The sequence below is a fragment of the Mesorhizobium sp. M0991 genome, assembly GCF_040318915.1.
In the GTDB taxonomy this organism is placed as follows: Bacteria; Pseudomonadota; Alphaproteobacteria; order Rhizobiales; family Rhizobiaceae; genus Mesorhizobium.
This window is the reverse complement of sequence record NZ_JAMYNE010000001.1, coordinates 483,308-509,974: the sequence shown is the minus strand read 5'-3', so window position 1 is coordinate 509,974 and position 26,667 is coordinate 483,308. Positions and strand designations below refer to the sequence as shown.

Annotated in this window: 31 protein-coding genes, 1 tRNA gene and 1 pseudogene; 14 read left to right on the top strand and 19 right to left on the bottom strand. The window is 62.5% G+C overall.

The features are described from left to right. The first annotated feature begins 128 nt into the window (after window positions 1–128). The 7 genes from NKH70_RS02540 (at window position 129) to NKH70_RS02510 (ending at window position 5,428) form a co-directional block, all read left to right on the top strand. Entirely contained in the window at window positions 129–518 is a 390-nt protein-coding gene (locus NKH70_RS02540) for a hypothetical protein (protein WP_352913144.1), read from the top strand. Next, a complete protein-coding gene (locus NKH70_RS02535) occupies window positions 484–987 on the top strand; it encodes a hypothetical protein (protein ID WP_353024796.1) in 504 nt (167 codons plus the stop codon). Before NKH70_RS02540 ends, NKH70_RS02535 begins: the two co-directional genes overlap by 35 nt. A gap of 118 nt (window positions 988–1,105) precedes the next feature. Continuing rightward, window positions 1,106–1,987 carry a PDZ domain-containing protein gene (locus NKH70_RS02530; RefSeq protein ID WP_353024795.1) on the top strand — a complete coding sequence of 294 codons (882 nt, stop codon included), beginning with the start codon at window positions 1,106–1,108 and terminating at the stop codon, window positions 1,985–1,987. 90 nt (window positions 1,988–2,077) lie between these two features. Next, window positions 2,078–2,491, top strand: a complete 414-nt coding sequence (locus tag NKH70_RS02525; protein WP_352913150.1) for a lysozyme inhibitor LprI family protein — start codon at window positions 2,078–2,080, stop codon at window positions 2,489–2,491. A 15-nt stretch (window positions 2,492–2,506) separates the two neighbouring features. After that, the gene (locus NKH70_RS02520; RefSeq protein ID WP_352913151.1) at window positions 2,507–4,378 is read left to right on the top strand and encodes a M60 family metallopeptidase; all 1,872 of its coding nucleotides are present in this window, start codon (window positions 2,507–2,509) and stop codon (window positions 4,376–4,378) included. Between the two features lie 174 nt (window positions 4,379–4,552). Beyond that, a complete protein-coding gene (locus tag NKH70_RS02515) occupies window positions 4,553–4,966 on the top strand; it encodes a hypothetical protein (RefSeq protein ID WP_352913153.1) in 414 nt (137 codons plus the stop codon). A 90-nt stretch (window positions 4,967–5,056) separates the two neighbouring features. Beyond that, a complete protein-coding gene (locus tag NKH70_RS02510) occupies window positions 5,057–5,428 on the top strand; it encodes a DUF4087 domain-containing protein (RefSeq protein ID WP_352913155.1) in 372 nt (123 codons plus the stop codon). A gap of 130 nt (window positions 5,429–5,558) precedes the next feature. On the opposite strand, the gene NKH70_RS02505 is transcribed toward NKH70_RS02510, so the two are convergent. From NKH70_RS02505 to NKH70_RS02465, 9 genes are all read right to left on the bottom strand, one after another. After that, window positions 5,559–5,643, bottom strand: a tRNA-Leu gene (locus NKH70_RS02505). Window positions 5,644–5,716: 73 nt separating this feature from the next. Beyond that, window positions 5,717–6,337, bottom strand: coding sequence for a 2,3-bisphosphoglycerate-dependent phosphoglycerate mutase (locus NKH70_RS02500; protein WP_352913157.1), 621 nt, complete (start codon window positions 6,335–6,337; stop codon window positions 5,717–5,719). Between the two features lie 59 nt (window positions 6,338–6,396). Beyond that, entirely contained in the window at window positions 6,397–7,230 is an 834-nt protein-coding gene (gene dapB, locus NKH70_RS02495; protein ID WP_352913159.1) for a 4-hydroxy-tetrahydrodipicolinate reductase, read from the bottom strand. Beyond that, entirely contained in the window at window positions 7,227–9,086 is a 1,860-nt protein-coding gene (locus NKH70_RS02490) for an ABC transporter ATP-binding protein (protein ID WP_352913161.1), read from the bottom strand. Before NKH70_RS02490 ends, dapB begins: the two co-directional genes overlap by 4 nt. A 119-nt stretch (window positions 9,087–9,205) precedes the next feature. Next, window positions 9,206–10,231 carry a glucokinase gene (locus NKH70_RS02485; RefSeq protein ID WP_352466604.1) on the bottom strand — a complete coding sequence of 342 codons (1,026 nt, stop codon included), beginning with the start codon at window positions 10,229–10,231 and terminating at the stop codon, window positions 9,206–9,208. A gap of 121 nt (window positions 10,232–10,352) precedes the next feature. Beyond that, entirely contained in the window at window positions 10,353–11,447 is a 1,095-nt protein-coding gene (gene mepA, locus NKH70_RS02480; RefSeq protein WP_352715994.1) for a penicillin-insensitive murein endopeptidase, read from the bottom strand. 56 nt (window positions 11,448–11,503) lie between these two features. Continuing rightward, complete coding sequence (locus NKH70_RS02475) at window positions 11,504–12,412, bottom strand: SDR family oxidoreductase (RefSeq protein WP_352715997.1); 909 nt, start codon at window positions 12,410–12,412, stop codon at window positions 11,504–11,506. After that, a complete protein-coding gene (queG, locus tag NKH70_RS02470) occupies window positions 12,409–13,569 on the bottom strand; it encodes a tRNA epoxyqueuosine(34) reductase QueG (protein WP_352977017.1) in 1,161 nt (386 codons plus the stop codon). The genes NKH70_RS02475 and queG overlap by 4 nt, the downstream gene beginning before the upstream one ends. Continuing rightward, the gene (locus tag NKH70_RS02465; protein WP_352476844.1) at window positions 13,550–14,242 is read right to left on the bottom strand and encodes a glutathione S-transferase family protein; all 693 of its coding nucleotides are present in this window, start codon (window positions 14,240–14,242) and stop codon (window positions 13,550–13,552) included. The genes queG and NKH70_RS02465 overlap by 20 nt, the downstream gene beginning before the upstream one ends. A gap of 160 nt (window positions 14,243–14,402) precedes the next feature. Here NKH70_RS02465 and NKH70_RS02460 point away from each other — a divergent pair, with 160 nt between their 5' ends. After that, on the top strand, window positions 14,403–15,209 hold the full coding sequence (locus tag NKH70_RS02460; protein WP_352716003.1) for an undecaprenyl-diphosphate phosphatase: 807 nt from the start codon (window positions 14,403–14,405) through the stop codon (window positions 15,207–15,209). 94 nt (window positions 15,210–15,303) lie between these two features. Next, window positions 15,304–16,554 (top strand): flavin-containing monooxygenase, encoded by a 1,251-nt coding sequence (locus tag NKH70_RS02455; protein WP_352977016.1) that lies wholly within the window; start codon window positions 15,304–15,306, stop codon window positions 16,552–16,554. 67 nt (window positions 16,555–16,621) lie between these two features. Here NKH70_RS02455 and NKH70_RS35765 read toward each other — a convergent pair. From NKH70_RS35765 to rsmI, 5 genes and pseudogenes are all read right to left on the bottom strand, one after another. After that, a pseudogene (locus NKH70_RS35765) lies at window positions 16,622–16,768 on the bottom strand (PDDEXK family nuclease); the annotation flags it as partial. 94 nt (window positions 16,769–16,862) lie between these two features. Further along, window positions 16,863–17,099 (bottom strand): metallothionein, encoded by a 237-nt coding sequence (locus tag NKH70_RS02450; RefSeq protein WP_352913167.1) that lies wholly within the window; start codon window positions 17,097–17,099, stop codon window positions 16,863–16,865. Window positions 17,100–17,182: 83 nt separating this feature from the next. Continuing rightward, window positions 17,183–18,532 carry a complex I NDUFA9 subunit family protein gene (locus NKH70_RS02445; protein WP_353024794.1) on the bottom strand — a complete coding sequence of 450 codons (1,350 nt, stop codon included), beginning with the start codon at window positions 18,530–18,532 and terminating at the stop codon, window positions 17,183–17,185. After that, complete coding sequence (locus NKH70_RS02440; RefSeq protein WP_352469370.1) at window positions 18,484–18,861, bottom strand: YraN family protein; 378 nt, start codon at window positions 18,859–18,861, stop codon at window positions 18,484–18,486. Before NKH70_RS02440 ends, NKH70_RS02445 begins: the two co-directional genes overlap by 49 nt. Beyond that, window positions 18,854–19,762 (bottom strand): 16S rRNA (cytidine(1402)-2'-O)-methyltransferase, encoded by a 909-nt coding sequence (gene rsmI / locus NKH70_RS02435; RefSeq protein ID WP_352977014.1) that lies wholly within the window; start codon window positions 19,760–19,762, stop codon window positions 18,854–18,856. Before rsmI ends, NKH70_RS02440 begins: the two co-directional genes overlap by 8 nt. Before the next feature lie 176 nt (window positions 19,763–19,938). Between rsmI and NKH70_RS02430 the strand changes: the two genes are divergently transcribed. Both NKH70_RS02430 and NKH70_RS02425 read left to right on the top strand, forming a co-directional pair. Continuing rightward, complete coding sequence (locus NKH70_RS02430) at window positions 19,939–20,124, top strand: hypothetical protein (protein ID WP_352912197.1); 186 nt, start codon at window positions 19,939–19,941, stop codon at window positions 20,122–20,124. Window positions 20,125–20,131: 7 nt separating this feature from the next. Next, the gene (locus tag NKH70_RS02425) at window positions 20,132–20,317 is read left to right on the top strand and encodes a hypothetical protein (RefSeq protein WP_352469082.1); all 186 of its coding nucleotides are present in this window, start codon (window positions 20,132–20,134) and stop codon (window positions 20,315–20,317) included. 72 nt (window positions 20,318–20,389) lie between these two features. Here the strand turns inward: NKH70_RS02425 and NKH70_RS02420 are convergent, their stop codons facing one another. From NKH70_RS02420 to rph, 5 genes are read right to left on the bottom strand one after another with little or no spacing between them, the layout of a single operon-like run. Beyond that, entirely contained in the window at window positions 20,390–20,713 is a 324-nt protein-coding gene (locus NKH70_RS02420; RefSeq protein ID WP_352912196.1) for a low molecular weight protein tyrosine phosphatase family protein, read from the bottom strand. Between the two features lie 4 nt (window positions 20,714–20,717). Further along, entirely contained in the window at window positions 20,718–21,881 is a 1,164-nt protein-coding gene (gene hemW, locus NKH70_RS02415) for a radical SAM family heme chaperone HemW (RefSeq protein WP_352912194.1), read from the bottom strand. Next, a complete protein-coding gene (gene rdgB, locus NKH70_RS02410) occupies window positions 21,878–22,540 on the bottom strand; it encodes an RdgB/HAM1 family non-canonical purine NTP pyrophosphatase (protein ID WP_352912192.1) in 663 nt (220 codons plus the stop codon). Before rdgB ends, hemW begins: the two co-directional genes overlap by 4 nt. Then, a complete protein-coding gene (locus NKH70_RS02405; protein ID WP_352469079.1) occupies window positions 22,540–22,950 on the bottom strand; it encodes a VOC family protein in 411 nt (136 codons plus the stop codon). The genes rdgB and NKH70_RS02405 overlap by 1 nt, the downstream gene beginning before the upstream one ends. Window positions 22,951–22,983: 33 nt before the next feature. Continuing rightward, complete coding sequence (gene rph, locus NKH70_RS02400; RefSeq protein ID WP_292658263.1) at window positions 22,984–23,700, bottom strand: ribonuclease PH; 717 nt, start codon at window positions 23,698–23,700, stop codon at window positions 22,984–22,986. A gap of 132 nt (window positions 23,701–23,832) precedes the next feature. Here rph and hrcA point away from each other — a divergent pair, with 132 nt between their 5' ends. The 3 genes from hrcA to NKH70_RS02385 all read left to right on the top strand — a co-directional run bounded on the left by hrcA (window position 23,833) and on the right by NKH70_RS02385 (window position 26,631). Next, window positions 23,833–24,945, top strand: coding sequence for a heat-inducible transcriptional repressor HrcA (gene hrcA / locus NKH70_RS02395; RefSeq protein WP_352469078.1), 1,113 nt, complete (start codon window positions 23,833–23,835; stop codon window positions 24,943–24,945). Between the two features lie 33 nt (window positions 24,946–24,978). After that, on the top strand, window positions 24,979–25,176 hold the full coding sequence (locus NKH70_RS02390; RefSeq protein WP_254818005.1) for a hypothetical protein: 198 nt from the start codon (window positions 24,979–24,981) through the stop codon (window positions 25,174–25,176). A 99-nt stretch (window positions 25,177–25,275) separates the two neighbouring features. After that, complete coding sequence (locus tag NKH70_RS02385) at window positions 25,276–26,631, top strand: PQQ-dependent sugar dehydrogenase (protein ID WP_352912190.1); 1,356 nt, start codon at window positions 25,276–25,278, stop codon at window positions 26,629–26,631. Window positions 26,632–26,667 lie beyond the last annotated feature (36 nt).

The following is a 26,667-nucleotide window of genomic DNA, read 5'->3' as shown; positions in this document are numbered from 1 at the left end:
TCGATGGCCGGCGAAGCTTTGCCGTCCTCCGATTGGCGCCAGACTTCGCGGCAAGAGCGGGGATCGCCGCCTGCAATGGCCTTCCGATATGGACGATGTCCGCCGCCAACCAGTCGGAGGAATGAGTCATGAAATTCGTAATCTGTGCGGCCTTGGCCACTGCTTTGATGGCGATCTCCGGTTGTACCATCGACGACTACGATGGTTGCCGCGGAAGGACCTGCCTGGTTGATCGGTTCCATAAAGGGAGCCGGAAGATAGACGACCGGCCGCAGTTCGACAGGAACGGCAATCCCAACTTCGATACCAGGGGCCGTTACATCGGCTGCCATGGGCTCGGATGTAAGGTCGACGATCCTGATGACGGGGATCAAAGCATCGACGACAGGCCGCAGTACGATAAGGAAGGCAATCCGAACTTCGATACGCAAGGCAACTACCAAGGCTGCCGCGGCATCGGCTGCGAGGTCGATACACCGGACGATGACAATTCATCGGACGACGACGATTCCGATTAGTGGACCCTCCAACACGAACGAAGAGGATGCCCTCATGTCTGAATCCAACGGTCTTATCCCGCGATGTGCCAAAATCGTGATGATCGGCCTCATGGGGCTGGCAACGACGCTGACCTTCGCTTTCGCCGCGAATGGTGCCTGCGACGGCGTAAAGGTCGATGTGACGAAGGCGCGCAAGCAGGAATATGCCCCCCTCGTTGCCTCGGCGTTGGACAACAAGGTCAAGCCCGCTCGGGTGAAGTTCATCACGATCATGGAGAACGGCAACTGGAGCGCTGCCTACGTCTCCACGCCGGTGAGCGACGACGGCGTGATGTTCTTCCAGACAGTCGACGGAAAAAAGCAATTTCGCGACGTGTGGGGCGGCTATGCCGACCCGTCGGAAAAACCTGAACTGGTATCCTGGGCGAAGAAGCTCGGAGCGCCGCAAGATCTGGCAAAGTGTTTTGCCGAGGAAGTTACGGAATGACGGTGATGATCGCTGGAAATTGCCGCTGACCGTTGGTGCAGGGGGAGAATGATTTGGGAGCACCCGGGGCGCCGGGCCTCTGAGATCGGTTCCAATCATCAGCTGCAGGATGTGCAAAATGCAAACTGTTCGAAAATCCAGACTGATAATTCAGTTCGCCCATGCATTGGCAACTTCAGTGAAAATGACGGCTGTTGTGAGTGTAGCCATCCCGCACACGATCAATGTTGCGTATGCCAGCAAATATGATCTGCCGAAACCCTATGTTTCCCGGGCTCTTAACGCGGTTTTGATACCCATCAACCACGCCTCTCGGCACCGCTACCAGATCCCGCCCAAGCTTCGCGGGGTGTATGTCTTGGCCGTTGCACCCCATGGCGTTGCCGCGCGGCAAGGCATCCGGCCGGGTGACGTGCTTGCCACAGTGCGGCATCAACCGATTTCGACGCCGACCGATGTCGACCGACTCGTTTGGGCCGCTCTTGCCGTGAGCGCTACCAGTTTTCTGTTTGGCGTGAACCGCGGAACAGAAGTCGCAGATGTCGTCGAGGTCAATACCAACATCACCGTCAACAACTTCAATACCAACATCTCGGTCAACAATATCTCGCAATGGACGAGCGTCGATAACCATGAGGAGTGGACGCAGATCGTCGATCAGTACGACGACGAGATGGAGACAAGCCTCGAAGACACCAGCTATCGCGAAGACGACTCGCTGCCCGGCGACGCCAGTCCAGACGCCAACGCGCCTTCTGCCGATGCTGACGACGATTCCAACGACACCAGCGCGGACACCGATGGCGATAGCTCGGACGAGAGCACCGATGACAGTTCAAATGATCAGGACGATTCAAGCGATCAGAATGACGATGAAGATTCAGCGGGCGGTGACGATGACCAAAACAGCACCGACACCGACGATGACAGCACGGATGGCGATGCGTCGGATGACAGTAGCGACGACAGTAATGGATCGGATGATGACGATTCCAACTAGTGGCTGGCCCTGGCGGCGACGGATATCTGAAGTGAACGGCGGGATAAACCACCGCCCGTCAATCGGTGGAATCTAAACGGAGGACAATCGATGAAAACCGCAATACTGACTGCCGTGGTTCTGGCCATGCCGACGTTCGCCTCTGCCCAGGACAAGTGCTACGACGCCGCCAAGGATCAGGCCTCGCTGAATGCGTGCGCCGATGCCGCGTTCAAGAAATCCGACAAGAAGCTCAATGAGCTTTACAAGCAGATCGAAGCCCGCCTGAAGGACGACGCGGATACCAGGAAGCTTCTTGTCCAAGCACAACGGGATTGGGACAAATTTCGCGACGCCGAGTGCAGTTTCCAGACTTCAGGAGCGGCCGGAGGAAGCGTAATGCCGATGCTCACCGCGCAGTGCATGGACAGCCTGGCGCAATCCCGTGTCAAAGCCTTCGAGGGTTACCTGAAATGCGGCAAGCAGGGCGATCCGATGAGTTGCCCCGTTCCGGCCGCGAATTGACACGTCGGTGCCGGGATGAGGACCTTCATCGTATCTGCAGTGCACTTGATAGCTGGGCTCTTGCTGGCGGCAATTGTTACGGTCGCAAGTGCCGCTGAGATCCCCGAAGGGGACTATTACATCGTCGCGAAGCATTCCTACAAAGCGCTCACCGCCTTTGAAGGCAGGCATGGCGAGATCGTGCTTGGTCAGTCCGCTCGCAAACCCAAGGATGGTCCCGCGCAGCTGTGGACCATCACCAGGGCGACCGGGGAAACGAACGGCGCAACCTATCAGATCCGGTCTCTACGATACGGAACGTATCTCGCCGGCGGCGACGAAGACGAAAACGGGGATACGAGTGTCGTCCTCGAGGATGAGCAGTCCGCTGGAGGGTGGCGCTTCAAGCCGCATCTGAACGGCTATGGCATCGAGCTGGATGACAGCGGCACGACGCTCAACGTCAGGGCCAATGAACGTGCGGACGACGCTCGGATCATCGTCTATGACGCCAGCCTGGACGACAATGCCCAGTGGTTGCTTTATCCGGCCGGCAATGGCGACCGACCGGCAGCGGCGTCGGCAGTGGTGTCGGAATTCGACAATCTGAACAAGCGCTATCGCCTTGCTCCGATGCCTGCAGCCACACCCGACGCCAATAGGCTGAGACGCACGAAGCTGATGGACGATCAGCCAAGCGGTGTGTTCGTGAAAAAGGGAGAAGCGGTATCGGTTACGGCCGAAGGCCTGCCGCCTTCCCCCGACGGCTTGATGATCATGATCGGCCCGATGAACAGCTTCTATGACGAAAGACCCCAGGATGACCCGCAATTGGTCATTGCCAAGGAAGGGCGCACCGACTTCACGGCGAAGCGCGACGGGCTGATCTATTTCCGCTACGCCGAGAGCGGCTTCAGTGCGGCTCTGCCTCCGATCGACGTGGCAATTGCGCGTGGCGGCAGTTCGATCCCCCTCTACGTCAAGGGAAAAACAAGCTTCGAAGACTGGCGTAAAATGCTCACCGACATGCCCGGTGCGCCATTCGTCGAGATGATAAGCGAGCGTGTTGCCATTACCGCGACCCGCAAAGTCTATATGAGGGCGCCTCAGGACGACCCTGCGGAAATTCTCGACACCCTCGAGCAAATTCTAGGCTGGTACGATGCACTATCTGGTCTCGACGGTTCGTCCAAACTTCATCGGGCATCCCATTTGCGCATGCACTATCAGCAGGACACGGTGACACCGGCGAAGGTCTTCGAAGACGGCATATACATGTACGCAGGCAACTATTTCATAGGTGTCCCCGGCAGCAACATGGGTGATTTGCTGAACGTGAAGAAGCTGCGGCAAGCGTGGTCGATCTGGCATGAAACCGGCCATATGTACCAGCAGCAAGATTGGACCTGGGGCGAGATTGTAGAAACTACGGTCAATATCTACTCGCTCAACGCCCAGGCACATTTTGGCCATCCGTCCCGCTTGAAAGAGCGCGATGACTCTACTGGCAAGACGCCGCTGGATCTGGCGGCGCGATATCTGGCGCGGAAGACGCGCGATTTCGACAATGAAAAACAGATGCGTGTCAGCGCGGATGACGACGATGAGCTTTGGGCGCGGCTGGTCATGTTCGATCAATTGCGCCGGGGTCTCGGCGAGGATTTCTATCCGAAGCTTCACCGATATTATCGCGAGCATCCACTGGATGATGCCAATGAGCAGGATGCGGTCAAGGTACAAACCTTCATCCTGCGTGCCAGTACGGTCGCAAATCAGGACCTGACCCAGTTCTTTTCCGATTGGGGGCTGCACATCGAGCAGGAAACCGCCGACAGATTGAAGCGTTTGAACCTGCCTCCAGCAGATTCTCAACTGTCGCGCGTTGGTCTGAATGTCGCTTCACGGTGAAGCCGGCGGCGAGCGTCATGCCGGCGCCAGACACGAAAGGATGCGGGGGCATCGGCATTGCGTGAGGGGCCTTAAAGGAGGTGGATTGTGAAACGCTATAGATCACTGCCCGCAGGGACGATTGCAGCATCTGCGCTGTTGGCATGTGTTGCGTCGGCAACAGCCCAGGGCGATATGGGCTTCGACGTCAACGTCACGCTTTCCAAAAAGGCAGCCGCCAGGCTCGTGGCTAAAAAGGAAGGGATCGTTGTCCTCGCCTCCTATTACGGTGACCCGAAGCGGAGCGCCGAGAAGCACGCCAACGAAGTCGGCCAGATCGATCTCACGCCGCAGGACGAAGAGGTCGAGATAGCGGGCACAGCGGGCCACGCTCACATCAGCGGCACAAAGGTCGACACGAAGCGTCTCGACTGGCTTGCCGGCCCTCCCGAGGTCAACGTCAACGTTGCGTCGGCGCGCAAGAGCAGTCCGGACAATCTGCTCAGCTGCGATTTCATCGACGGTCCACTAAGCGATGTTCAAAGGAAGCCTGTGACGCTTCATTGCGGATTGATCGAAGAAAATGTGGACACGAAGTTGAGGCCATAAGGCTTACAAAAATCATGCCGCCTCGTTACCGGCGCCAACGCAGATTATCGGCGGCATGACCTGCTTTGCTCAAGGGAGGTGAAGGTTCTCATGCGCCCATTGTTCGCTATCTGTTTCTGCCTGGCCATCATGTCCTTGCCTGCCGCCGCCTATGCCGAGCGTCGTTGTGGCTGGTACTCCAGCCCGACACTCGGCAACCTCGTCCTGACCGACAGTGACGGGGATTGGTGGATCCAGATGCAGGGACGGCCGGATCCCAAAGGCATCGACAATGTGCCGGCCTTTAACGAGCGACAATTCGTCGAGACCAATGTGCCTGGTTCGGGCCACGGCTACGGATGCGCGTGCATGACCGTCGTAACCAACGCCAAGCAACAGAAGATCACCAGAGTGATCTCGGGCCAAATCCTTCCGCTGCTGCGCTGTCGCAACGACAGGTCGCTGCCTAACCCGGACGGATAATTGTTAGATATCTTGTGGATGCCATGGACGACGGCGGACGCCTAGGCATCAGCTCCAGAAAAAAAGCCCGGCAAAACCGGGCTTTTTCTTGGGGTTTCTGAACCCTATCAAAAAGTTCGAAACGGGAATTTGGTGCCCAGAAGAGGACTCGAACCTCCACTCCTTGCGGAACACGGACCTGAACCGTGCGCGTCTACCAATTCCGCCATCTGGGCTGGTGCGCGCTCATTAAGCGGGCGAGGGATGAGTGTCAACGCGCTTTTTTGAAAGCCGCGTTCCTTCTCCGGCTCAATGCTCCAGCACTTCCTTCGACGCCACCGTGGAATCGGCGTTGAGCGTGTAGATGACCGGCACGCCGGTGCCGAGTTCGAGCTTGACGATCTCCTCGCCCGATTTGCCGTCCAGCGCCATGATCAGCGCGCGCAGCGAATTGCCGTGTGCCGCCACCAGCACGGTGCCGCCGCGCAGAACATGCGGCTGCAGATCGTGCAGGTAATAGGGCCAGACGCGCGCGCCGGTGTCCTTCAGGCTTTCCCCGCCGGGCGGCGGCACGTCATAGGAGCGGCGCCAGACATGCACCTGCTCCTCGCCCCATTTCTTGCGCGCATCATCCTTGTTGAGGCCGGACAGATCGCCATAGTCGCGCTCGTTCAGCGCCTGGTCGCGTACGGTTTCGAGCTCGCTCTGGCCGAGGGCATCGAGAATATGCTGGCAGGTCTTCTGCGCCCGGATCAGCGACGACGTGAACGCGATGTCGAATTTCATGCCACGCGCCCTGAGCTTGGCGCCGGCCGCCTTGGCCTCGGCATGACCCAGTTCGGTCAGGTCGACGTCGCGCCAGCCGGTAAAAAGGTTCTTCAGGTTCCATTCGCTCTGGCCATGGCGCACGAGCACGAGAGTTCTCGACATATTTGCTCCTTCAAATTTTGTGGATCGGCCAAATTTTGTGGATCAGCCAAATCTGTGGATCAGCTTGTCAGGCCGAGCACGTCCCGCATCGAATATAGGCCCGGCTTGCGGCCGCGCGCCCACAGGGCTGCCTTGACCGCGCCGCGGGCAAAGATCGCCCGGTCCTCGGCATGATGGGCGAGCGTGATGCGCTCGCCGGTACCGGCCAGCACCACACTGTGATCGCCGACCACCGAGCCGCCACGCAAGCTGGCGAAACCGATCGAGCCTGCCTTGCGCACGCCGGTATGGCCGTCGCGCACGCGAACATCGTTGCCGGCAAGTGCTACGCCGCGCCCAGCGGCGGCGGCCTCGCCGAGCAGCAGCGCCGTGCCCGACGGCGCATCGACCTTGTGCCGGTGGTGCATTTCCAGGATCTCGATGTCGAAATCGTCAGCATCGAGCGCGCGCGCCGCCTGCTCAACCAGCACCGCCAGCAGATTGACGCCGAGGCTCATATTGCCTGACTTGACCACCGTCGCGTGGCGCGCCGCCGCCGCGATCCTGGCATTGTCTTCGGCCGAGCAGCCGGTGGTGCCGATGACATGGACGATGCGCGCCTGCGCGGCATAGCCGGCGAATTCGACAGTTGCTGCCGGCGTGGTGAAATCGAGCACGCCGTCGGCCTTGGCGAAGGCCGGCAGCGGATCGTCGCCGATCGCCACCTCGAGCCTGCCGACGCCGGCCAGCTCGCCGGCATCCTTGCCGATATGGGGCGAACCGGCCCGCTCGATCGCGCCGGCAACGCGGGCGCCCGGTATCGTGTGGATGGCGCGGATCAGCGCCTGGCCCATGCGGCCGGCCGCGCCCACCACCACCAGGCCCATTTCACTAACGGTCGAAGTGTCACTCATGAATGTCTCCCGGCCGCCTTTTTCGCGTGACCATGTTGCGCCGCAGTCTGGATTGGCTTGCCGTCATCGACAAGCCCCAGCCCTTTCCTGCCCTGCACCCGGTGGAACCGCGCATAGACGCTGTGCGGGTCGGCCATCAGCGAGGCATGCGTGCCCTGTTCGACCAGCCGGCCCTGCTCCAGCACGATGATATGGTCGGCATTGACCACCGTCGACAACCGGTGCGCGATGACGATGGTGGTGCGCCCTTCCATGACATGGGTCAGCGCCTGCTGGACGCGGGCCTCGGCCTCGTTGTCGAGCGCCGAGGTGGCTTCATCGAGCAGCAGGATCGGCGCCTGCCGCACGATGGCGCGGGCAATCGATACGCGCTGGCGCTGGCCGCCCGACAGCGTCACGCCGTTCTCGCCGACGGGCGTGTCATAGCCTTGCGGCTGCTGGCGGATGAAATCGTCTGCCGCGGCCTGTTGCGCGGCGCGTTCAATCTCGGCGTCGGTGGCGCTCAGTCGCCCGTAGCGGATGTTGTCGCGGATGGTGCCTTCGAACAGATAAGGCTGCTGCGATACATAGGCAATCGAGCCGCGCAGCGAATGCTTGGTGACCTTTGAAATGTCCTGGCCGTCGATTTCGATGCTCCCCGACTCGACGTCGTAGAAGCGCTGCAGCAGCGCAACCAGCGTCGTCTTGCCGGCGCCCGAGGCGCCGACGATGGCGGTCACCTTGCCGGCGGCGGCGACAAAGCTCAGATCCTGCAGGACCGGCGCCTCCTCGACGTAGCGGAAGGACACATTGTTGAAGCGCACTTCGCCAGAGGTGAATTTCGCCTCGGCGGCTGCCGGCACGTCACCCTGCTGCGGCTCGAGGTCGAGAAGCTCGTAAATCATGCGCGCATTGACCAGCGACTTTTCCATGCCGACCTGCATGCGCGCCAGCCGCCTGGCGGGGTCATAGGCAAGCAGCAGGGCGGTGATGAAGGCAAACACCGCGCCCGGCGGCTGGCCGCCGACGGTCGCCCGGTAGCCGGAATAGGCGATGACGCCGGCGACGGCGAAGCCGGCCAGCATCTCGGAGATCGGCGTCAGCCGTTCCGAGACGCGGGCGATCTTGTTTGCCCGCTGCTCGGCGCCCGCGACGAGGCCGCCGATGCGGCGCGACAGCTCGTCTTCCAGGGTGAAGGCCTTGACGATGGCGATGCCCTGGGTTGCTTCCTGCATGGCGCCGATCAGCCGCGAGTTGATCTGCACCGATTCACGGGTGATGCGACGCACCCGGCGCATCAGATAGGTGACACTGTAGATCAAGGGCGGGCCGATCAGCAGCGACATCGCCGAGAGCATCGGGTCCTGCCAGATCATGACGCCGACCAGCGCGACAAGCGACACGGCATCGCGCGCCAGCGATGTCAGCGTCATCGACAGGAGATCGCGGATGCCGTTGACGTTCTCGTTGATCTGCGCGGCGAGCCGGCCCGAACGGGTGTCGTTGAAGAAGCTGACGCCGAGCTTCATCAGATGGTCGAAGATGCGGCGTTGATAGCGCGCCACCAGATTGTTGCCGATTTTGGCCAGCGTCACTGCCTGGCCGTAGCTGGCCAGCCCGCGAAGCATGAAGGCGGCCAGGATCGACACGCTGATCAGCGCGATAAGATCGCCGCGCTGTTGGTAGAAGATCTGATCGATGACATCCTTCATGATCCAGGCTGTGAAGGCGGTCGTCACCGCGATCGTCACCAGGCACAGCACGGCAAGAGCATAGTACCAGCGATAATCGCGGCTGTTCTCGGCGATGATGCGGCGGATCACCGCCACGATCTCGCTGGGACGGACTTTCCCTTTGGTTGGTGCTGGAAGTGTCAAGTTGGAGCGCTTTGTGGTTTCGGTTCGGCCGGGCTGCAATTCGGCAACCTCTTACCGCCCCAATGGCGGCTTGCCTATGGCTGGGGACGGCGAAACTTCGTCGCGGCGCAGCTTGTGTCCTAGACCCGCCAGCGCCGCCCCGCCGTCTGCACGCCGAACAGCGACGGATTTCTGGCATAGGCGGCCAGTCCTAAAAGCGCCGCCAGCGGATGGGTGATGACATAGACCGGCATGCTGCGCATCAGGGCGCTGTGCGGCGCCTTGTCCTCGAAGGCGGCGCGAAAATTGCCGGTGCGCAGTGCCGGCAGGATTTTTTGCGCGATGCCGCCGGTGAGAAACACGCCGCCGCGGCTCATGAACACCAGAGCTAGGTCGCCGGCGGTGCGCCCCAGGCAAGTGACGAAGATCGACAGCGCCTCTTCGGCCACCGGATCGTTCTTTGCCAGCGCCGCGGCGGTTACCTCGGCAGGCGTGGTAAAGGGCGACGGCTTGCCGTCCGCCTTGGCCACCGCCCGGTAGGCATTGACCAGGCCGCGCCCGGACAGGATCTGTTCGCCGGAGATGCGGCCCTCGAGCTTCTCGATATGCGGAAACACCTGGAAATCGCGCGGCGAGCGCGGCCCAATATCCATATGGCCCCCCTCGCCGGGCACCGGGATCCAGTGATGCAGCGCATAGACCAGCCCGGCGACGCCGAGCCCCGTTCCCGGGCCGAGCACCACCCGCCCGGAATTCGGTTCCGGCGCGTCACCGCCGATCTTTTCCATATGCTCTTCGCCGAGCGCGACGACAGCCAGCGCCTGTGCCTCGAAGTCGTTGAGCACGACGACGTCGCTGAGACCGAGACTGGCGAACATCTGTCTCGGCTTGACGATCCATGGGCAATTGGTAAGCGGGATCTCGTCGCTTTCGACAGGACCGGCTACCGCCAGCACAGCCGAATTCGGCCGGACCGACGAGCGGTCGAGCACGGCCGACTGGATCGCCTCGTCTATCGTATTGAAGTTGGCGGTCTGGACGATCGTCGGCTCGCCGGCTTCGGAATTCGCGTCAAGCACGATCGAGAAGCGCGCATTGGTGCCGCCTATGTCGCCGATCAGGATCGGAAATCGCAACAGAGTGTCGTCGTCGCTTACGCCTGGCATGCTCTCGTCCGTTCCCGACGCGTATCGCCGTTCTCTCGTTGACTAGCGCATGACCGCAAAAAGGGAAATCGGTTTTCGAAGTGGAGATGCACGGATGCAGACAGCGAGCACGCCGCCCCCATCAGTGCCCCGGTCGTGGACGCGGCAGTGGAATGCGGATCTCGGGAGTCGCCACAAAGGCGTTCGCCGAGGCCGGAAGCGCTGCCGCGCCGGCTGCGACCGTCGGCGGCGGCGAAGGCTCTGTCGCGGGAGCAGGTACGGCCGCGATCGGCACGCCGTCGCCATGGTAGGTGACTGCTTCCGCCGAGGCCGGAGCCGGCGCGTCGAGCACGAACTGGCATTGCCTGGGCAGGTTCGCCATCGTCATCACGTCGCGTGCCTTCGGCTTGTCCGGGTTCTTGTTGGGGCGCCACGGCTCCTCGGTGAACCACCACGCCAGCGCCTGGTCGCAGCCATCGCCCGGCACCGTCGCTTCCTGCGCCTTGCAGTCGGGTGATCCAGCCTGGCAGCCGATGCGAATGTGGAAGTGGTAGTCGTGGCCCCAGAACGGCCTGACCTTGCGCAACCAGCTGCGGTCGCCTTTGACCGTGTCGCAGAGCTTCTTCTTGATCCCTGGATTGACCAGGATGCGCTCTACTTCAGGATAGCTCGCAGCGCGCTTCAACAGCCGCGTATGCATCGGCGTCCACAGCCCGTCCTTCACCAGATGGGTCTTTTCATCGACCATCAAGGTAGCGCTGATGTTTTCGCGCTCTTCGGTAGAAAGCTTGCGGTCGGGCATCGGCGTCAGCCAGATGTCGGCGTCGAGGCCGATCTGGTGCGAGGCATGGCCGGTCAGCATCGGACCGCCGCGCGGTTGCGAGATGTCGCCGATCAGCAGGCCCGGCCAGCCGTCGGCCGCGGCATCGCGCGACAGTTTCTCGATCAGCGCGATCATTGCCGGATGGCCCCAGCGGCGATTGCGCGACGGCCGCATCACCTCCCAATGCCGGCCGTCCAGGGGCAGGGCGACGCCGCCGGAAAAACAGCCTTTGGAATAAAAGCCGATCGATTGCGCTGCTGCGAGTGCCGGCAGCTTTTTGGCGCCGAACAGGTCTTTTGCTCGTTCCTCGGCGCTCGTCGTCTGCGCTGCAAGCGCCGTCAAGCCGGCGACGGCCAGTGCTGCCGAAAGCAGCAGCGTTTTGCCGGGCAACGCTCGCTTTAACGTCTTCCCCAAGCTGGACCCCTCCGCGATTTGAACCGCATCATACTACGCCCCGCGCAACATATCGATCACGACCGTTTCATCGGGCTGCGCGCCTCGCCGTCGCGCCAGTCGCCGCTCGCCCACATGGCGTCGAGAGCCGAGCGGTAGTCGGGGAAGCGAAAGCCATAGCCGGCCGCCTTGATCGCTGCATTGGCGACACGCTTATTTTCGCCATAGAAGGACCGCGCCATGGGCGAAAGTTGGGCGGTCTCGAACGGAATTTCGGGTGGCGGCTCGATGCCCATCAACCTGGCGGCATAGGCGACGACGTTCTGCGGCGGCGCCGGCAGGTCGTCGGTGACGTTGAAGATGCCGCCGCGATTGCCTTCGGCGAGATGCCAGAGCGTGCCGGCAATATCGTCGCAATGGATGCGGTTGAACACCTGGCCCGGCTTGACCAACCGCCGGGCGGTGCCGTTTTCCAGATTGACCAGGGCGTTGCGGCCTGGCCCATAAATGCCGGAAAGCCGCAGGATCGCCACCGGCCGGCCGACGTCGTGGCCCAGTTTCAGCCAATCCTGCTCGGCGGCAACCCTCATCACTGATCGCTTCGATACTGGCCGGCATTCGGCGGCCTCGTCCACCCAATTGCCGCCATGGTCGCCATAGACGCCGACGGTGGAGAGATAGGCGATCCATTCGAGCTCCGGCATGTTGGCTGCGATCACCTCGCGAGCCGCGCCCAGCACCGGGTCGCCGGCCTCGTCCGGCGCGACCGAAACGACGAGATGGGTTGTCTTCCCAAGCGCATCGCCGATTTCGGAGGTCAGCGTGCCATCGAAACGCAGCGGCACGATACCGGCTTGCCGCAGCGCCGCGAATTTTTCCGGCGACCGTGTTGTACCGAAGATCGTTGTGTCGGCATCCCTGTTGGCGCGGGCGAAGGCCTTGCCCGAATAACCGGCGCCGAAGATGAAAACCTGCTTTTTGGTCATGTATGCGCCTCGATCGGCTTTGGCAGGGCCAGAAGCCATTCGCCTCTCACAGCCTCGTCATCTTCTGCTTGCAAAGCGGTTGCGGCACGTTCGGCAAACTCCCGACCCGGCACCAGCCGCGATAGCGCCCATACCGCGGCTCCGCGAACCAGGGGCGAGGCGTCGTCGAGCAGCGCGCGGACGGCGCCGGCAAGCGACAAATCCTGAGAATTGCCGGCGGCGATCAGCACGTTGCGGATGAAACGATCGCGACCGATGCGCTTGATCGGCGAGCCCGAAAAAAGCGCGCGGAAGGCAGCGTCGTCGAGGCGCAGCAACTCGGCGAGCGACGGTTCGCGCAAGTCCGCGCGGGCGGCAAGCTTTGCCTCCGAAGCAGCTTGGGCGAACTTGTTCCACGGACAGGCGGCCAGGCAGTCGTCGCAGCCATAGATGCGATTGCCGATCTTTTCCCGGAACTCATGTGGGATCGGCCCTTTGTTCTCGATGGTGAGGTAGGAAATGCAGCGCCGCGCATCGAGCCGATAGGGCGCCGGAAAGGCATCGGTCGGGCAGGCGTCGAGGCAGGCCCGGCAGGAGCCGCAATGATCGTCCTCCGCCGCGTCCGGCACCAGTTCGGCCGTCGTGAAGATGGTGCCGAGGAACAGCCAGGAGCCATGCGCGCGGCTGACCAGGTTGGTGTGCTTGCCTTGCCAGCCGAGGCCGGCCGCCTCGGCCAGCGGCTTTTCCATCACCGGCGCGGTGTCGACAAACACTTTCACGTCACCGCCGGCGCGCGCCACGATCTTGCCGGCGATCTCCTTCAGTCGGCCTTTCATCACGTCATGGTAGTCGCGGTTCTGCGCATAGGCCGAGATCGCGCCGCGGTCGCGCTTCGCCAGCACCTCGCGTGGATCGTGGTCGGGGCCGTAATTCATCGCCAGCACGATGATCGAGCGGACCTCCGGCCAAAGCGTCGTCGGTTTGCCTCGCCGCTCGAGTGTTTCGGCAATCCAGCCCATCGAGCCGTGAAAGCCGTCGGCAACGAATTCGGCCAGCCGTTTCGGCGCCTGCGGAATCGCATCGGGCGTTGTGACGGCAACGGCGTCAAAGCCGGCGTTCCGCGCCTCGCGGTCGATCAGCGCGCGCAGCTTTGCCGTATCAGAAATCGAGGTCCGCATAGTGTGACACCGGCGACAGGCCACGCACCCGGTCGGACAGAAGCGGCCGGAACGAAGGCCGTGATTTCACCCTTGTATACCATTCGCGCGCGGCGCTGTGTTCGCGCCAGTCGATCTCGCCGAGATAGTCGAGCACCGACAGTGCTGCTGCCGCCGCGAGATCGGCATAGGTGACCTTGTTGCCGGCCAGCCAATGACGGGTTCCGGCCAGCCAGTTGGTGTATTTCATGTGCTGGCGGATATTGGCGCGGGCGGCGCGGATCGCCGCCGAATCGGGCGAGCCGCCGCCTGCCGTTTCCGGCATGACCGGCTTCAGAACGCGCTCGCGCACCAGATGCCGGGTAACCTCGCTTTCCGCCTTGTTGAGGTACCAGTCGGTCAGCCGGCGGATTTCGGCGCGCTCCATCGGATCCTCGGCGAACAGCCGCTTGTCGCGCTTGAGTACGCCGCGCGTCTCGTCGAGATATTCGGCAATGACCATCGCGCCGACGATCGGCACGTCGCCTTCGGCGAGCAGGATCGGCAGCGTGCCGGCCGGGTTCAGTGCCAGGAACTCCTTGCGCCGCGTCCACGGCTTCTCTTCGATCAGCGCCAGTTCCTCGCCATACTCGCCAAAGGCGAGGCGGACGAAGCGGCAGCTGGCGAACATCGGATGGTGGAAAAGCGTCAGCATGGTCCCGCGATAATAAAGCGCACTGGCAAATCGCCGGCTGCGCCGGTAAGTCTTGGCCGCCCGATTCAGGGGCTGTCAGGGTGCTGGGACCTATAGGGGGAGTTCCGCGCCGTGACAAGCAAGCCGTTTCTCAAGACCTCACTCCAACGCCGAGGTAGCCATGGAAAGCCAGACCGTCGTCGAAGCGCTGCTGCTCGGCATGCTCGAGGGCCTGACCGAGTTTATTCCGGTGTCTTCGACCGGTCATATCCTGCTCGCCGGCCATTTCCTCGGCTTTCATTCGACCGGAAAGGCCTTCGAAATCCTGATCCAGCTCGGCGCCATATTGGCGATCCTCAGCGTCTACTTCCGCCGTCTCTGGAAGATGCTGCTCGAGCTGCCCTACGACCGGCTGACGCGGCATTTCGTCCTTGGCATCCTCATCGCATTCCTGCCGGCGGCAATCATAGGCGCGCTGGCGCATGATTTCATCAAGACGGTGCTGTTCGAATCGCCGCGGCTGATCTGCATCATGCTGATCATCGGCGGTGTCATCCTGTTGCTGGTCGATCGCATGAAGCCGAAGCCGTATTACCACGATGTCGAGCGGTTTCCGACCAGGCTTTATCTGCAGATCGGGCTGTTTCAGTGCTTGTCGCTGATCCCCGGCACGTCGCGCTCGGGCTCGACGATCGTCGGCGCGCTGCTGCTCGGCGTCGACAAACGGGCGGCGGCGGAATTCTCCTTCTTCCTTGCCATCCCGACGATGGTCGGCGCTTTCGCCTTCGACCTGTTCAAGAACCGCAATGTACTGAGCAGCGCCGACCTGCCCATAATCGCCGTCGGCTTCGTCGCCGCCTTCGTCACCGCGCTAATCGTCGTGCGCTTCCTGCTCGACTACGTCTCGCGCCACGGCTATGCGCTGTTCGGCTGGTGGCGGCTGGTCGTCGGCATCGTCGGCCTGACGGGGCTGGCCATCTGGGGGTGAGCCGGCGCGGATAGCGCAATCCCAGCCGGAACTCTATTCTTGCCCCACGCCGAGCCATACGATCTTGTGGACGTATGGTTGGCAGGGGGAATGCATGAGCGAAGTTCTTGACGCCCTCGTTATTGGCGCCGGGCCGGCGGGGCTCGGCGTCAGCTATTTCTTGAAACGGCGGGGCCGCAACCACCGTGTGCTCGATCGAGGCCGGATCGGCGAAACGTGGCGAACGCAGCGATGGAACTCGTTTCGACTGAATTCGCCGACCATTCGCTCCATCTTACCCGGTGATTCCTACGAGGGGCCCGAGCCGTGGGGCGCGATAACCCACCACGAGTTTGTCGCGTATCTCGAAGGCTATGCCGAGCGGCACCGTCTGCCGGTAAGCACCCAAAATCCAGTACATGAGCTGACGAGAGACGATGGGATCTTTCGTATCACCACGACGGACGGGGCGTTTCTGGCGCGCAATGTGGTGATCGCCACTGGCGACCAAAATCGGCAGGTTCGGCCACCAGGATCGACTGACTTGCCAACCGCAATTCGCCAAGTCGATTCCTCGGCTTATCGCAACCCGGCCGAGTTCGAGAGTGGCGCGGTGCTGGTGGTCGGCAGCGGCCAGTCGGGCGGCCAGATCGCCGAGGATCTGGCGCTGGCCGGACGTGTGGTCTTTTTGGCGACCAGCCGCAACGGCCGTTGGGTGCGGCGATACCGCGGGGGCAACATACTTAAATGGCTGACGCTATCCGGGTTTCTCGACGTCCCGCGCAAGGAACTCGTCCTTCCCTCCGGCAAGCTGCAGGCCCGCGCGCTGGTCGGCGCGACCCACACGATCAGCCTGCAATCGCTGAGCGCGCAGGGCGTGGTGCTGCTAGGCCGCTTCAGGGGTGTGGAGAATGGCAACCTCGTCTTCGGCGACGAGCTCGACGACCATATGCGATTTGCCGACGAGGTTTCGGCGGATGCCAAGCGCCTGGTTGACGAGTACATAGAGCGCGCCGGCCTCGATGCGCCACTGGCCGAGGACGATCAGGATGAGACGATCGAACCGCGCCTGCCCGATCCGCCGATCCGCTCCCTCGACTGGACGGCGAGCGGCATCAGATCGGTGGTCTGGTGCACGGGCTTCACCGGCGATTTCTCATGGGTTCGGCTTCCCGGCGCGCTCGATGCAGCCGGCCAGCCCGTCCACGAGGATGGCGTCAGCGCTGTTAAAGGCCTCTTTTTCGCCGGCCTCGATTTCGGATCGACGCGGAAGTCGGGCACCATACCAGCCATTCCAGAGGAGGCGGCCGCCGTTGTGGAGCGACTTGTCCAAGGTGGAGCCGACTTGCCACGGAACGACGTCTAACCGATCCGTCGAGCGCGGGTTGTTGAACGTGCAAGAACATGACAGCTCTGGCGCGATCAAGACGACGCACGCTGCCTTTGTCGAAGCGCACCGATAATTTTCCGCAATCGGATTGGCGCGACAGCCAGAAATCGGCGGCGCCTTCGATGCGGCGCTCCGATTCGCGGCCGACTGCATCCATTGCCTCCATCAGCGTGCGGTGCGCCTTGACCTCGGCTGGTCGTCTTCGGGCTGACAGCACTGGCCATCTGGGGTGAGCCGGCGCAGTCATTCGGAATGGTCGCCCTGGAGACGCCAAAGGAGGTGCATCAAGGCGCGCGATCGGTCAGCGCGCTCGCACCTTCCTCCGCGGCGCAATGTGCGCAGCAGTAGATGATGTCATCCTGTTCGACGCCATGTCCGATGATCCGGCATCCGCAATGCGGACACGTCGGAGCAAGTTTCTGGACCGCGCATTCGAAGCTGTCGAACGTGTAGGTCTCGTCGGCCATCGTCACTTTGAAAGCCTTGTCGTAGTCATTCCCGCATTGATCGCATCTGGCCATAGTTCTTTTCCTTCTTTCATTGGCTTCAAGCTCGACCAACCTGTCGCGCGGCGATAGGTTCCCGCCGGGATCAGGGGGCCGTCCTAAGGCGGAGACGAGCGCGAGCCTACGCCACGGCGCTGTTCGATCACGCGGATCACCTCGTCGATATCCCGCGGCTCGATGTCGAGTTCCTTCAGGCCCGGCGCGTCATTTGCTGCCACATTATCCTGACGCATAAGATCGATCTGGTTGCGCGTTATGGGGGCAGCCGGGAGGAGTTCCGCGACGCCAGCCAAGGCGTTCCATACCGCAAACGGCACCGGCATCAGCTTGACGTGCGTATCGAGCTGTCGGGCGATCTCCCGAAGCAGTTCCTTATAGGTATAGATACGCGGGCCACCGAATTCGAATATGGATGAACCCATGTGGCTCCGCCCGTCGATCAGCCGGCTCACTGCTTCCGCGACGTCTGCCACATAGACCGGCTGAAGCCGTGTGCCACCATCGCCGAACAGCGGATAAACCGGCAGGAGGCGTATCATCCTCACAATGGTCGTGAGGAAAGCGTCGTCAGGTCCTGTCATGACGGCGGGACGCACAATGAAAGCGCCGGGAAATGCGCTTTCCACGGCAACTTCTCCGCGTCCACGTGCCCTTATATAATTCGAATCCGATTGAGGATCGGAGCCGATCCCTGAAATCTGGACGAACTGATCGATCTCGCCGTTGCGCGACGCGGCAGCGAGATCGGCCGCGGCTTTCACATGGACGCGTTCAAAGGTCTGGACGCCCTGCTCGACGTAAAGACTGACAGCATTCACGATCACCTGTGATCCGGTAATGGCCGACCCGATCGAGGACGCATCCAATATATCCGCCTCGACTGCTTCGGGCATCCTTGTACTCGAGGAAAAGACCAGGGCCACGCGAGCCGGATGGCGAGATGCGGCACGGACCGTGAAACCCCTTTCCAGGAGCCGCTTCACGATCCTGCGCCCGAGAAAGCCGGTTCCGCCGAACACGGTGACGATCCGTTCCGGGTTGAGATCGTCAGGATCCATTTGCCTCGCCATCCCTAGTCCTCGCGTAGCTGCGACGAGGACTGCCCTGGCTGGCATTTGAACCAGCCCGTCGAACATCAGGACGATTGGAGAACAACGCAGGAACGCTTTTGTTCCAGTCAGATAGACAAACCGAACGATTGAGCGAACGCAGGTGAGCGCCGGCACATGATCGAGGCTGCCGACGAAAAACCCCGAATGCCTCCTACCGGACGTCCGCTTTTGCGCGGCGCATCGAAGGTCAGCAAATGGCGCGACTTCCTTGTTCCCATCGACGAGACGACAGGCAACATAATCTGAACCGGAGATCGCAGCAAAACCGACCCCACTTCGGGAATAGCCTAGCTCCGCCCGTAGAAAACGTTCTCGACATGCACCGGCCAGCGCCACGGCAGTACCGCCACCATGTCGAAGCGCACCGATAATTTTCCGTAGTCGGATTGGCGCGACAGCCAGAAATCGGCGGCGCCTTCGATGCGGCGCTCCGATTCGCGGCCGACTGCTTCCATTGCCTCCATCAGGGTGCGGCGCGCCTTGACCTCGACGATCAGCACCAGATCGCCGCGCCGCGCGATCAGGTCGATCTCGCCGAACCTGGTACGGTGTCGGCGAGCCAAAATCCGGTAACCCTTCAGCATCAGCGCCGCCGCCGCCAGCCATTCGCCGTGATGGCCGCGCCGGTAGGCCTTTTGCCGGCTGGCGCTCGGCCGTTCAGCCATCGCCGTCTCCGCCGGCCCTGAGGTCAAGCAGCCGCCGGTAGAGCGCCTGTTTCTGGCCACCCGTCATCTTGGCGGCTTCCGCCGCTGCCTTGGAGGCCGGCATCTCGGCGGCGAGCGAAAGCAGAAGCCGGTCGATGTCTTCAGGCTCATCAGCGACCACATCCGCCGGGCCGACGCAGATGACGATTTCGCCTTTCGGCGTATCGGCTGCGGCGTAATGGCTGGCGAGCGACTGGAGGGTGCCGGTCCGCATCTCCTCGAAAGTCTTGGTCAGCTCGCGGCCGATCGCCGCCTTGCGGTCACCGCCCAGTGCCTCGACCATGGCATTGAGCGTCTCGGCCAGCCGGCGCGGCGATTCGAAGAAGATCAACGTTGCCGGCACCGCCTTCAAAGCTTCCAGCCGCGTCAGCCGCTGCCCGGTCTTCACCGGCAGGAAGCCGGCAAACAGAAAGGCGTCCGAGGGCAGGCCGGATGCCGTCAGAGCGGCAAGTGGCGCCGACGGTCCGGGGATCGGCACGACACGAATGCCGCGTTCCAGCGCCTCACCGACCAGCCGGTATCCGGGGTCGGAGATGAGCGGCGTGCCGGCATCCGAGATCAGCGCGACGCTCTGCCCGGCCTCGAGTGCCGCGATCAGCTTCGGCCCGGCCTCGCCGGCATTGTGTTCGTGGTAGGCGGTGGTGCGGCGGCGGATGCCGTAGCGGTCGAGCAGCACGCGGCTGACACGTGTGTCCTCGCAGGCGACGATATCGGCGGCGGCGAGCGTTTCCAGCGCGCGCAGCGTGATGTCGGCGAGATTGCCGATAGGCGTCGCCACCAGATAGAGCGCCGGCTCGAGCGGCCGGGCGGCAATCTCGGTCTGCCCGACCACATAACTGCGTTTGGCCGATTCGCCGGTCACCTGCACAACTCCGTTCGACCCTGTTTGGCACGGCTCACGCTTGGTTGCAAAAGCCTGGGTTGCAACGGCCCGGGTTCCAGAAGGGATGCCGACGTGAACCAGCCGCCATGCCTTCGCCATAGTAGGGAACGAAACCGTTGCCGGCGAATTTTACACCTGATCTCGGGAGGAGCAGGATGGACAGCCTGACGATACAGGACGTTTTCGAACCCTATTATGCCGGCCGCAAACGCTTCGCTGCGCCATGCGACAAAGGCCTGCCTGCCGAAGCCGCAGATGGCAGAGCCAAGAAGCCGCTTGCACGCCAGCGATCGGCAGAGAGTAAGCCCGCAAACGAAACCGACCGCACGATGGAGCACTGACCGGACGATGCCCAATCGCTTCGACATTTTCATCACCCGCCTCGAAACAAAAAGCGCCCGCGATGGCGCAGCATCACATCCCACAGCCGACCAGCACCGTGCCTCGCGCGACAAAAGCGAGATCAAGCCGGCGCGCTCCGGAGAGACCAGCGAAAAAGATCGCGCCAAACACCGCCACAAGCACGAGGCTTGACCACCGCAGACCTTCGCGATTGGTCGAGACAGCTCTCGAAAGCGCGGTTGCGCATGCTCCGCGATGTATCATTCAACCCAGATACTTCGAGACGCGCGCCTCCAGCAGGCCCACCAGAGCCGGGTCCATGAATTCATAGTCGTCGGGAATATCGAGGCAGATTACTCGAGCCTTTTTCAGGCTTGTCTTGAATTTCTGCTGCAGTTTGGCGCGGTGCGGTTTTTCCATCACGAAGATGATGTCGGCCCAGGCAACGAGTTCATGCGTCAACGGAGTGTCGGCATCGTGATTGGTGCCCGCTGATGCGACCTCGATGTCCCGCCGCTTGGAAAACAGCTGCTCCGCCGTCGGGCTGCGCAAGCGATTCTGGCTGCAGACGAAGAGAACGTTCTTCAACGTGCTATCTGGCCAGATCCGCCACGACCGCATCGAGCACGATCATGCCGGCCGGCGTGGCGCGCAGGCGGGCATTGCCGATCGGCGCCACCAGGCCTTCGTCCTGCAGCACCGACAGCCGTGCCGTCGACAGGCCGCGCCCTGAAAATGCCTCGTAGCGGGAAAGGTCGATGCCTTCCGCCAGCCTCAGCCCCATCAGCAGGAACTCGTCGGCCTCTTCCGACCGCGTGAGGATCTCGCCGCCGGTAACGCCATGGCCCTTGGCCTCGACCAGATTGGCCCAGGTCTCCGGCATTTTCTCGGCGATCGTCACCACGCGCCGCCCGCTCTCGACGAAGCGGCCATGCGCACCGGGACCGACGCCGACATATTCGCCATAGCGCCAATAGGTGAGATTGTGCCGGCTTTCGGCGCCGGGCCTGGCGTGGTTAGAAATTTCGTAGGCCGGCAGTCCGCGTGCGGCGGTGATCTCTTGCGTCAACGCGTAGAGATCGGCGGCAACCTCATTGTCTGGAATGATGAATTTCCTTGCCGCATGCAGTGCATGGAACGGCGTGCCTTCCTCGATGGTCAGCTGATAGAGAGACAGATGGTCTGCGGCGTGGCCGATCGCCTGCTCGAGTTCCGTCTGCCACGCTTCAGGCGTCTGGTCCGGCCGCGCGTAGATCAGGTCGAAGGACAACCGTGGGAAAATCTCGCGCGCCAGGCCGATCGCATGCAGGGCCTCATCGACATTGTGCAAACGGCCGAGAAAGCGCAGATCCTTGTCGTTCAGCGCCTGCACGCCAAGCGACACCCGGTTGACGCCCGCCGCGCGATAGCCGCGAAAGCGCTCGGCCTCGACGGAGGAAGGATTGGCCTCCAGCGTCACCTCGATGCCACCAGGCACCGTCCAGTTCTTCGCCACTGCATCCAGCACCGCCGCCACGGTCTGCGGCTTCATCAGCGACGGCGTGCCGCCGCCAAGAAAGATGCTTGTCACCTCGCGCGGTCCCGTGCGGCCGCGCATGGTCGCCAGCTCGGTCTCGAAGGCGCGGGCAAAACGCTCCTGGTCGACCGGCTGGTGGCGGACATGGCTGTTGAAGTCGCAATAGGGGCATTTGGCCGCGCAGAACGGCCAGTGGACGTAGACGCCGAAACCAGGGCTGCGGTCGAGCAGCATGGTCATGCGGCGGCCAATCGGGCTTGGGCGAATTTCTGAAAGGCGCGGGCACGGTGTGACAATGCGGTTGGCTGGCCGGGCTTCCAGCCATGCTTTTCCTCCGCGCTCATCTCGCCGAAGGTCTTTTCGAATCCGTTGGGCAAGAACACCGGATCGTAGCCGAAGCCGAGCTCGCCGCGCGGCGGCCATACCAGCATGCCCTCGACCTCGCCGCGAAAATATTCCGCCTGGCCGTCGGGAAAGGCCAGGCAGATCACCGCGACAAAGCGGCCCTTGCGCTGGGCAGGCGTGATCGCGCCAACTTCCTGCAAAGCCACTTCCGTGCGCTGCATGGCCATGCCGAAGTCGCGGGAGCCGTCCGGCGTCTCGGCCCAGTTGGCGGTGTAGACGCCGGGTGCGCCGTCAAGCGCATCGACACATAGGCCGGAATCGTCCGACAGCGCCGGCAATCCAGTGGCCTTGGCGGCGGCCAAGGCTTTTATGAGGGCGTTCTCCTCGAAAGTGCTGCCGGTCTCGTCCGGTTCCGGCAAGCCGTATTCCTTGGCGGACTTCGCTTCTATGCCGAACGGCGCCATCAGATCGGCGAATTCCCGCAATTTGCCGGCGTTATGGCTGGCGACGACGATCTTATGCCCGTCAAGCGAGTGAACAGTTGGCGAATGCATCAGATGCCCCAGATTCTTGGCTCGGCGAATTCGATCGAATTGCCCGAGGGGTCGCGAATATAGATCGAGCGGCCGCCCTGCGGCCATTCGAACTCGCTTTCGATGGCGATTTTCTTCGCCTCAAGATGGGCTTTCCAGCGCGGGATTTCATCCGCGCTTGCGGCGAAGCAAAGATGCCCCTCGCCGACGGCGCCATGCGGCGGCACTTTGAGCTTGGCATCGGACGCCGGCGGCACCTTGGTCGCCTCGGCATTGAAGATGAGCAGCACGCCGTCGCCGCAGCGGAAGAAGAGATGCCTGCCGTCGACTTTGCCGAGCGGATCGAGCCCGAGCACGCCCGAATAGAACCGTTCCGCGGCAGCAAGATCCGTCACGTAGAGTGCTGATTCCAGGATTGCGGAAGGGGTCACAGGATCGTCAACCTCATCGTCATAAACTGAAGATCAGTCCACGGCCATCTGCTGCAGGCTGACCAGGCGCTGAATGCCCTTCTTGGCCAATACCATCAGCGCCGCGAACTGCTCTTCCGAGAACGGCTCGCCCTCGGCCGTGCCCTGGATCTCGACGATACCGCCCTTGCCGGTCATGACGAAATTGGCGTCGGTGCCGGCCGAGGAATCCTCGATGTAGTCGAGATCGATGACCGGCTGGCCATCATGGATGCCGCAGGAGATCGCCGCAACGTGATCCTTCAGCACCTTGCCAAGGCTCGCCATCTGGCGGACTTCCATCCAGCGCAGGCAATCGTAAAGCGCCACCCAGCCGCCGGTGATCGAAGCGGTGCGCGTGCCGCCGTCGGCCTGGATCACGTCGCAGTCGACGGTGATCTGCTGCTCGCCGAGCGCCTGCAGATCGACCACGGCGCGCAGGGAGCGGCCGATCAGCCGCTGGATTTCCAGCGTGCGGCCGCCTTGTTTGCCGGCCGAAGCCTCGCGGCGCATGCGCTCGCCGGTCGAGCGCGGCAGCATGCCATATTCCGCCGTCACCCAGCCCTTGCCGGAATTGCGCATCCAGCCCGGCACCTTTTCCTCCAGGCTGGCCGTACACAGCACATGCGTGTCGCCAAACTTCACCAGGCACGAGCCTTCCGCATGCTTGGAGACGCCGCGCTCGAAGGAGATGGGGCGCATTTCGTCGAATTGGCGTTTGGAAGGGCGCATTCAGGCTTCTTTCTTTCTTCGGAATCTTGGCCGGGCTTGTAGCCGCACGGGGCGCTAGGCGCAAAGGAAAATGGACCGGTTGCGCCGCCGCCGCGGAAGTCTATATCTTCGGGCCGGAGGTTTTTGGCTCGAATGACCAAGGCAGTCGATCCCGGTTCGCAATCGCACGTGCTTCCGTCGCACGCGCTGCAATCGCCCGCGCTTCAATCGCTCGACATGCGTTCGCGCGACATCTTTCGGCGCATCGTCGATTCCTATTTGAAGGATGGCGAGCCGGTCGGTTCGCGCAGCCTGTCGCGCATCCTGCCGTCGTCGCTGTCGCCGGCCACCATCCGCAACGTGATGAGCGACCTTGAGCATCTCGGCCTGATCTATGCGCCGCACATTTCGGCTGGCCGGCTGCCGACCCAGGCAGGCCTGCGTTTCTTCGTCGATGCTTTCATGGAACTCGGTGACCTCTCCGACGAGGAGCGCCGCACCATCGAGGCGCAGGTGCGCGCCTCCGGCTCGGGCGCGACGCTGGAGCATATGCTGACCGAGGCCAGCCAGATGCTGTCCGGCATGTCGCGCGGCGCCGGCCTCGTGCTCGCCGCCAAGAACGAGGTGGCGCTGAAGCACATCGAATTCATCCAGCTCGAGCCGACCAAGGCGCTGGCCGTGCTCGTCTCGCAGAACGGCGACGTCGAAAATCGCGTCATCGATCTGCCCGCCGGCATCACCGTCTCGCAATTGCACGAAGCCTCCAACTTCCTCAACGCCCATATCCGCGGCCGCACCCTGGCCGAGGCGCGGGTCGAGATCGCACGCATCAAGGAAGAGACCAGGGCAGCCCTCGACACGCTGTCGCAGGATCTGGTCGAGAAGGGCCTGGCGGTCTGGGCAGGCGCCGAAAGCGGCGTGCCTGGGCGGCTTATCGTGCGCGGCCGCGCCAATCTCCTGGAAAACGTCACTGCCCAGGCCGACATAGAATTGCTGCGGCATCTGTTCGAGGATCTGGAGACGCAGGATGGGCTGATCCAGCTCCTCGACCTCGCCGAGGAAGGTCCGGGGGTGCGCATCTTCATCGGTTCGGAAAACAAGCTGTTTTCGCTGTCTGGCTCCTCGCTGGTGGTGGCACCCTATCGCGACAAGGACGCGCGCGTCGTCGGTGCGCTCGGCGTCATCGGGCCGACGCGGCTGAACTATGCCCGCATAGTACCGATGGTCGACTATACCGCGCAGCTGATTTCGCGCATGCTGCGCTAGGAGCCGCCGCGGCCTGCCGCAAGGAGAAAAAGAATGGCGCTGGAATCGTTCAAGGCCCAGATTAGCCTGCTGCTCGAGGAAATGGTCAATCAGCCTGAGGATCAGCACGAGGTGCAAGAGCAGTTGCGTGAGAAGCTGCAAGAGATGCGGGCCATGGGCCTGCCGCTGCCGGCCGATCTGGTCGCGCTGGAAAAGCGCCTTGATGACGATTTCTACGCCTCTGGCAACTGAAGGGGTTCGGCTTCAAATCCTCGTGTTCCGGACGACCGCTTGGAACGACCAATGCCTGATCCCGTTTGTCCTCTTCGAGGCGAATCCCGGAGGACGTTGATGACCCGATCTGGCGGCTTTGCGGCCATTGCCGCGGCTCTCCTTGTCGCGACACCGGCATCCGCCCGGCAGTCGGATCAGAAGGTGCTCAAAGGCGAAGCCGCTTTTGGCGATTGGCACGCCGACAGGCCTGGCGTCCGCCGCCTGATCGGGCCGCAAGACATGCCGCCAGCCGATCCCGCCCAATCCGCTTCGAACGGCGCCGGCGTGACGGAGCGGCCCGAAAGCGCCAAGCCAGAATTGCCGCCGGGCTTTTCGGCCGAAATAATCGCCTCCGGACTCTATAATCCGCGCGTCGTTCGCGTCGCTCCGAACGGCGACCTGTTCATCGCCAACGGCCATGCCGACCAAATACGTGTCTACCGTCTGGCCGAGGGCCGCGCCAAACCCATCGAGAAAGCGATTTTCGCCAAGGGCCTCAACTATCCATATGGCATCGCCTTCTATCCGCCAGGGGACAAGCCGCAATGGGTCTATGTCGCAAGCAGCGACAGCATCGTCCGCTTCCCCTATCGCGACGGTGACCTAAAGGCGTCCGCTAAACCAGAAACCATTGTCGCCAAAATCCCGTCGGGCGGTCACTCGACCCGTGACATCGCCTTCTCGCCTGACGGCAAGACGCTTTTTTTATCGGTTGGCTCGGACTCGAATGTCGCCGAGGACATGGACAAGCAACCCGATGGCGGCGTCGACGCGTGGGCGAAATCAAAGCCGCTCGGCGCAACGTGGGGCTCCGAGGAAGGCCGTGCAGATGTGCTCGCCTTTGACCCGGATGGGAAAAATCCCCGAACTGTCGCCACCGGCCTGCGCAACTGCACGGGCATGACGGTGCAGCCCGCCACCGGCGCATTGTGGTGCGTCGTCAACGAGCGGGACGAACTCGGCGACAACGTGCCGTTCGAATTTGCAACTGCGGTCAAGGACGGCGGATTCTATGGTTGGCCTTGGTACTACATCGGCAATAACGAGGATCCGCGCCATCAGGGCGAGCGGGCAGACCTGGCCGGCAAGGCCACTGTCCCCGATGTATTGATGCAGGCGCATTCGGCGCCGATGAACATAGCCTTCTACGACGGCAAGAACTTCCCGGCGGATTATCAGGGTGACGCCTTCGTCACCATGCATGGTTCGTGGAACCGTGGCGCCAGGACCGGCTACAAGGTGGTGAGGCTCAAATTCAGGGATGGCAAGCCGACCGGCGAGTATGAGGACTTCATGACCGGCTTCGTCATCTCGAACGACGCCGTCTGGGGCCGCCCGGTCGGTGTCGCGATGGCCAAGGACGGCTCGCTGATCGTCACAGAGGACGGTAACGGCACCATCTGGCGCGTTACCTACGAAGACGGCCGCTCCTGAACGGCGGTGTCGCCTGCTGCGCTGGCGCAATCGAAT

Bases quoted from the DNA above. Each gene is read 5' to 3' on its own strand.
- NKH70_RS02390 (WP_254818005.1), top strand. From the start codon at position 24,979: ATGGCGCTGGAATCGTTCAAGGCCCAGATTAGCCTGCTGCTCGAGGAA.
- NKH70_RS02500 (WP_352913157.1), bottom strand. From the start codon at position 6,337: ATGTCGAGAACTCTCGTGCTCGTGCGCCATGGCCAGAGCGAATGGAAC.
- NKH70_RS02485 (WP_352466604.1), bottom strand. From the start codon at position 10,231: ATGCCAGGCGTAAGCGACGACGACACTCTGTTGCGATTTCCGATCCTG.
- rph (WP_292658263.1), bottom strand. From the start codon at position 23,700: ATGCGCCCTTCCAAACGCCAATTCGACGAAATGCGCCCCATCTCCTTC.
- NKH70_RS02475 (WP_352715997.1), bottom strand. From the start codon at position 12,412: ATGACCAAAAAGCAGGTTTTCATCTTCGGCGCCGGTTATTCGGGCAAG.
- NKH70_RS02455 (WP_352977016.1), top strand. From the start codon at position 15,304: ATGAGCGAAGTTCTTGACGCCCTCGTTATTGGCGCCGGGCCGGCGGGG.
- NKH70_RS02440 (WP_352469370.1), bottom strand. From the start codon at position 18,861: ATGGCTGAACGGCCGAGCGCCAGCCGGCAAAAGGCCTACCGGCGCGGC.
- dapB (WP_352913159.1), bottom strand. From the start codon at position 7,230: ATGAGTGACACTTCGACCGTTAGTGAAATGGGCCTGGTGGTGGTGGGC.
- NKH70_RS02465 (WP_352476844.1), bottom strand. From the start codon at position 14,242: ATGCTGACGCTTTTCCACCATCCGATGTTCGCCAGCTGCCGCTTCGTC.
- NKH70_RS02425 (WP_352469082.1), top strand. From the start codon at position 20,132: ATGCCCAATCGCTTCGACATTTTCATCACCCGCCTCGAAACAAAAAGC.
- NKH70_RS02515 (WP_352913153.1), top strand. From the start codon at position 4,553: ATGGGCTTCGACGTCAACGTCACGCTTTCCAAAAAGGCAGCCGCCAGG.
- hemW (WP_352912194.1), bottom strand. From the start codon at position 21,881: ATGACCATGCTGCTCGACCGCAGCCCTGGTTTCGGCGTCTACGTCCAC.
- NKH70_RS02510 (WP_352913155.1), top strand. From the start codon at position 5,057: ATGCGCCCATTGTTCGCTATCTGTTTCTGCCTGGCCATCATGTCCTTG.
- hrcA (WP_352469078.1), top strand. From the start codon at position 23,833: ATGACCAAGGCAGTCGATCCCGGTTCGCAATCGCACGTGCTTCCGTCG.
- NKH70_RS02430 (WP_352912197.1), top strand. From the start codon at position 19,939: ATGGACAGCCTGACGATACAGGACGTTTTCGAACCCTATTATGCCGGC.
- NKH70_RS02385 (WP_352912190.1), top strand. From the start codon at position 25,276: ATGACCCGATCTGGCGGCTTTGCGGCCATTGCCGCGGCTCTCCTTGTC.
- rdgB (WP_352912192.1), bottom strand. From the start codon at position 22,540: ATGCATTCGCCAACTGTTCACTCGCTTGACGGGCATAAGATCGTCGTC.
- NKH70_RS02530 (WP_353024795.1), top strand. From the start codon at position 1,106: ATGCAAACTGTTCGAAAATCCAGACTGATAATTCAGTTCGCCCATGCA.
- NKH70_RS02450 (WP_352913167.1), bottom strand. From the start codon at position 17,099: ATGGCCAGATGCGATCAATGCGGGAATGACTACGACAAGGCTTTCAAA.
- NKH70_RS02520 (WP_352913151.1), top strand. From the start codon at position 2,507: ATGAGGACCTTCATCGTATCTGCAGTGCACTTGATAGCTGGGCTCTTG.
- queG (WP_352977017.1), bottom strand. From the start codon at position 13,569: ATGCGGACCTCGATTTCTGATACGGCAAAGCTGCGCGCGCTGATCGAC.
- NKH70_RS02540 (WP_352913144.1), top strand. From the start codon at position 129: ATGAAATTCGTAATCTGTGCGGCCTTGGCCACTGCTTTGATGGCGATC.
- NKH70_RS02525 (WP_352913150.1), top strand. From the start codon at position 2,078: ATGAAAACCGCAATACTGACTGCCGTGGTTCTGGCCATGCCGACGTTC.
- NKH70_RS02535 (WP_353024796.1), top strand. From the start codon at position 484: ATGACAATTCATCGGACGACGACGATTCCGATTAGTGGACCCTCCAAC.
- NKH70_RS02460 (WP_352716003.1), top strand. From the start codon at position 14,403: ATGGAAAGCCAGACCGTCGTCGAAGCGCTGCTGCTCGGCATGCTCGAG.